This window comes from Vibrio sp. Vb0888 (assembly GCF_033338835.1).
Classification (GTDB): domain Bacteria; phylum Pseudomonadota; class Gammaproteobacteria; order Enterobacterales; family Vibrionaceae; genus Vibrio; species Vibrio alginolyticus.
In genome coordinates this window covers 1-5,199 of the sequence record NZ_JAWOTL010000041.1, presented here as the reverse complement: position 1 = coordinate 5,199, position 5,199 = coordinate 1, and the positions used below count along the sequence as shown (strand labels likewise).

Below are 5,199 nucleotides of genomic sequence, written 5' to 3'. Positions count from 1 at the left end.
CTGAAACTCAGTATGTTGTTTAAGAACTGAACAACATGGGGCTACCATGTCTTCTCATCGAATTAAGCAACAAAGCCACCAGAAGGTGGCGGTGGACCGAGTTATCAGAATATGTAGTCCCTGGATTAACCAAAATAAAACGGCATCTGAATAGTTCAGATGCCGCTTAACATTAATGGTTATCTTGCCAAAGATAAATTATTAGTCCGTTGTAAACACGTGATGTTGGAACAACTGGTCAACAATTTCATGCGAGGTCGCTGATGCGCCCAGTTCTAGGCCAGACATGTCGAAGTGCTCCAGTGCGACCGATGTAGATTGGCCTGTCTCATTAGTAATCGTTAGGTTGAGGGTATCCTGTTCACCATCAAAACTAGCGCTGACGTGATCCAACAAGGCTTCCATGGCCGCCACATCATCATCTGCTGGTGAAACAATATCACTCAAGTCTAATTTATCTTCACCGAGATTAAAGTCTTTGATGACATCCATAGATGCTTCAGAACTTAAAGACTCATTGGTGAAAGTAAACGTATCGCTCCCTTCACCTCCCGTTAGGATATCATTCCCTAAACCTCCGATGAGAATGTCATTGCCAAGACCACCCACTAGGATGTCATCGCCTGCAGCGCCATTTAAGGTATCTGCACCGTCTTGTCCCAGCATGATATCAATAGTCTCACTACCATCAAGCAAGTTGACCAGGTCATTACCCATGACAGCATGACGCTCAGTAGAAGCGACGTCTGCACCTGATTCACTAAGTGTTAGAGTAAAGGCGTTGTCACTCACCCCGCCTCTTCCGTCTGACACTTTAAAGAGAAAGTTAAGATCAACTTGTTGGTTACCTTCTAAGGTAAAGCTATCACTTTGTGTAAAGCTGTAACTGCCGTTTGACTCGACCTCTAACAAGCCAAATGCCGTTTCAACATGTAAGCTCCCATCGACTTGACTCGTCGAAAAAACAAGGTCTTGGTCGACGGTGACATCATGCAAATCAGCACTTAAAAGAGTGAAATCCCCATCAGCCAAAGAGACTGTCATGATGTCGCCATCTGCATCTTGGCTTCCTGACAGCAACTCACCAGCAATTGGTTCAGGTGAAAAATGATTGAGGAATTGGCCTAACTGCTCGCCAGAATCGATAAATACAACTTGGTCGCTCAATTCTTCCAGTGCTTGGGCTGCACTTTCATTGTCTGACGTTGCAATACCAATACCATAAACTTTGGCATCATGCGTTTGCTTATAGTCTTCCCATCGTTCATTCAAATCTGGAGCTGCTGTTTCACCTTCTTTAGGGTTTGGTGCACCGTCAGAGATAAAGAATATGGTCTCTTTACTTTCGATTGGCTGTTCTTTCAAGTACAGATCCCAATCAAAATTGCCGTTTTCATCTAAGCCATCTTGCCAAGGGAATTGAGTTCCTATTTCATTGAAGGCCATGACGGCTTCTAGTGCCTTGCTGTAGTCTGTGTTCGTACCGTGATTAATATCACACCATTGACTCACGTAAGAGGCAACTTCGCTGAGATATTCAGGATCATTGGAATCACGTCCATTCAGCAAAGGCGGACGGCTCATTTCCTCTACTTGATCTAAAGTTAACCAGCTCTGTGTAGACGTATCTCCATCAAAGCGAACCAAACGAATGTAAGTATTGGATTGCCCACCCTCTTCAATCATGTTCTCAACCATTGAGTGAAGGGCTTCCGCAGCTTTGTAAGCTCTTGATTCTGTCTTGGGTGCAGTAGCCTCACTACCGACGGTATTTTGCCCATCAAATGTGCGAGTCATACTGTTTGATTCATCAAACACAACCGTCACTTTGTTAATCGGCAAGTCTTCCATTTCAGCAAAGCCATGTACTGGCGATGAAGTTGGGGCATGGTTTTCAGTTACATTTAGAGTGACCTGAGTTGTGTCTTTGTCCGTACCATCCGTCGCCGTGACTTCCAACTGATAACTATCCTGAACAGAGTGGTCTAGCTTAACTCCGTCTTTAAGCCAAATCTCACCGCTATTTGAATCTACGCGGAATAAATTGGCATCACCGCCACTTAGCTCGTATTTAATGGTATCTGCACCATCAGGGTCGAAAGCTTTAACCTTACCCACCAACAATCCAGCTTCCTGCTCTGCAACGTTAAAAGTTGCATTATCCGCAGTTGGCATACCGCTGACATCGGTTCCATGAGTCTGATCTGCATCAGTATTGCTAATAAACTCAGGAGCGCGATCTCGAATATCGATTGTCACTTCACCAGTCGCGGTATCGCCGTCTGCATCGAGAACGGTGATATTGAATTTTTCTTGTTGATGACCCTTAACATTCGTCGCTTTGTAGTCATAGCGACCATTTTCAAAGTTAAGAGTTAGCGTACCATGCTCTGTGTCGATCTCTGCTAACGAGTGTAGAGAGATAATTGCCCCATTACTGGCACTTACTGTGCCATCAGCTTTATTGTAATGATAGGTTTCACCATCAACTTCAATTTGATCCACCCATTGGCTATCGCCATTAATATCATCTAGAAGATTGCTCTGAAGCTGCCCTGATACTGTTTTGTTCAGAAGCCCCTCTATTTGTGAGTCATCAGTTACTACCAGTGCAGAGCCTTTATCGGTTGCAACTGGTTCTAGATATTTCATATCCGCACCAGCGCCAATACCAATTGACCAGATGTTCTCTAAAGATGCACCACTCGAATCGATACTGCGATCCATCGCATTTTCAAGAATGATGCTTTGCTCAGCGTCTGTCGGTTGATCCCAACCATTAGCTAAGTACTCGTAGCGCTGCTCACTTTCAAAATCGTCTGCTGTAGACCACTTCATTAAGCTCTCGCGCAACTCTGTATATGCCGGATCTGACGTATTTGTCCATGAATTGAAGTCGCTTGGCGCACCATCCGAAATAAAGTAAAGCTGATGATTGCTAGTGTCATCTGTTTCTTGGCTAAGGTCAGTTAAGGCAGCATTTACCTGGTCAATCGCTTGGCTATATGGCGTCCAGCCACCACGACCAATTGAATCCAAGTAAGCATCAATCTCATCCACAGATTCTAGCCATTCAGACGTTTGACCATCTGGATAACCTGAGTGCGTCGCAATCTTAAATCGAACGTCACCAAGATCATCATACTTTTCAAACATGGTCTTAATTGCACTGCGTGCTAGGTCCCAGCGAGTAACTTCAACGCCTTGCTCGTTTTTAACCATGTCATCCCACATCGAACCCGATGCATCTAACGCGATAACAACACTGTTGTTTTGTGGATCAACATCCATGATTTCATGGTGCTCTGAATTAACTGAAGGTAGAGAGTCAACAACACCAAGGTGCAAAGTTGCATTTTCAACTCGGCCACCCGCATCCACTTGAACGCTAACAGGGATATCTAATGTGTCAGCACCGAGTTCCGAGTGATCTACTGGCTCATATTGCTCGACGGTATAATGCCCAGTTTTACCATCAATGCTCGCTTCAATGACTTTGACCTTATCATCACCTGAGCCAACATATCCGGTTAAAGTACCGCGATCATCACTCACTTCAAACACCACTGGCTTGCCTTCACTGGTAACGGTCTCCAGATTCTGTTCAGAATCAAATCGGAACTCAGCATCTGATGCAGAACCAAGGTTGGCAACTAAATCACCTTCAGCATGTACGCCAGAACTCGCACCAACTGCAGACTCATCGAGCATGATATGCGAATCATCCAATGAAATAGGCTCACCTACTACATGCACTGTTACTTCAGCTTTATCAGTCAGACCATCCGCATCTTCAATGACGTATTCAAATGAGTATTCCTTTATTTCCCCAGTCTTAATCGTGCGCTGATCTTCTGGCAATGATTCAAGATATTTGGCTGCATCAAACACCAATTTGCCATCTATTAAGTTTAGATATTCTGTTTGTGGGTAGTTAATAATAGTCAGTTCGTCACCGTCTGGATCGCTATCATTCGCTAACACATCCAGCTCTAGAATACCGGCTCCTGTTGTTTGATAGTCCTCATCAAAGCTCGTCAAATCGGCAGAAACTTGTGTTACAAAGTACTCCGACCCCTTAGGATCAACCAAGCCATCTTTGTAACCCACGGCTGACATTTCAATGCTATCAAAATATCGACCATCCGCATCAATACTTACAACTTGCTTACGATTGCCAGTTCCTTCAAATACTCCCGAAGCGACAACCTCACCTTTGTAGTAAGCCTTCCAAACACCGCGCTCAACTCCAGGCTCCCAAGAGCTCCAAAGATTTTCAACTTGAACTTTAGCATGATCTGCGACTTGTCCATCAGCGAAAGTGAAACGCATAGCCTCACTGTGTGAAGTAGCATCATCGAATCCAATTTGACCGTCTTTTACCTGATCCGTACCACCATCTAAGGAAGAGCTAACCCCAAACTTATGCGTACCACCGTCACCAGTGTAATCCGCCTTGTTAGCGTCACCGATTTTGTTACCTGTGTTGGTATCAACGATGTAGTAGTCCACACTAATATCTGCACTGTCGTCCCAGTTCGTGTGATCTAAAACCTTAGTCTCTTTCTCAATACCTTTGTCATCTTCAGCGATTGGAGCTTCGTTAATGTCATTTATCACGACATTGACGTTAGCCGTATCCTTTGCCCCAGACTGGTCTTCAGCTTCTACCAATAGTTGGTAGCTATCTGACGTTTCATGGTCAAAGACTACGCCACTTTTAACGCTGATCTCACCTGTGTGACTGTTTATTTCAAAAAGGTCAGTATGGTTGGTTAACTGATAAGTTACATTGCTACCTTTATCGACATCAAATGCCTCAACCTGCCCAATTACGCCAGCAACAGCATTCTCATTAATGCTAAATTGGTAACTATCGGTATCGGCTTTGCCATCTTCATCTAGGCCGTGGCTATCATTCGTTCCACTAATAAATTCAGGAGCATCGTTGTTACCTGTAATAGTCACAACCACGTCATGAGTCGTGCCATCTGCAGATGTTACTGTCATGGTACGAATCACCGGACCGCTATCGGCGTCTAACGCTTGCACATCTGGGTGACTGTTGTTCAGCTCATAGGTCCATTTGCCCTGCTCATCGATAGAGAACGTACCCCAGTTGCCATCTTGCACATCTGTTTGCGGTTGGAAGACCGCTTCGCCTGCATCAGGGTCATCCACGTTTAAGTTGCCGCCAGT

At 44.7% G+C, this 5,199-nt stretch carries 1 protein-coding gene; it reads right to left on the bottom strand.

Features of this window, described 5'->3' with window-relative positions; all coding sequences use genetic code 11:
• Positions 1-201: 201 nt before the first annotated feature.
• The coding region (locus R7P72_RS23465) for a VCBS domain-containing protein (RefSeq protein ID WP_318110772.1) at positions 202-5,199 on the bottom strand (4,998 nt) is incomplete at its 5' end.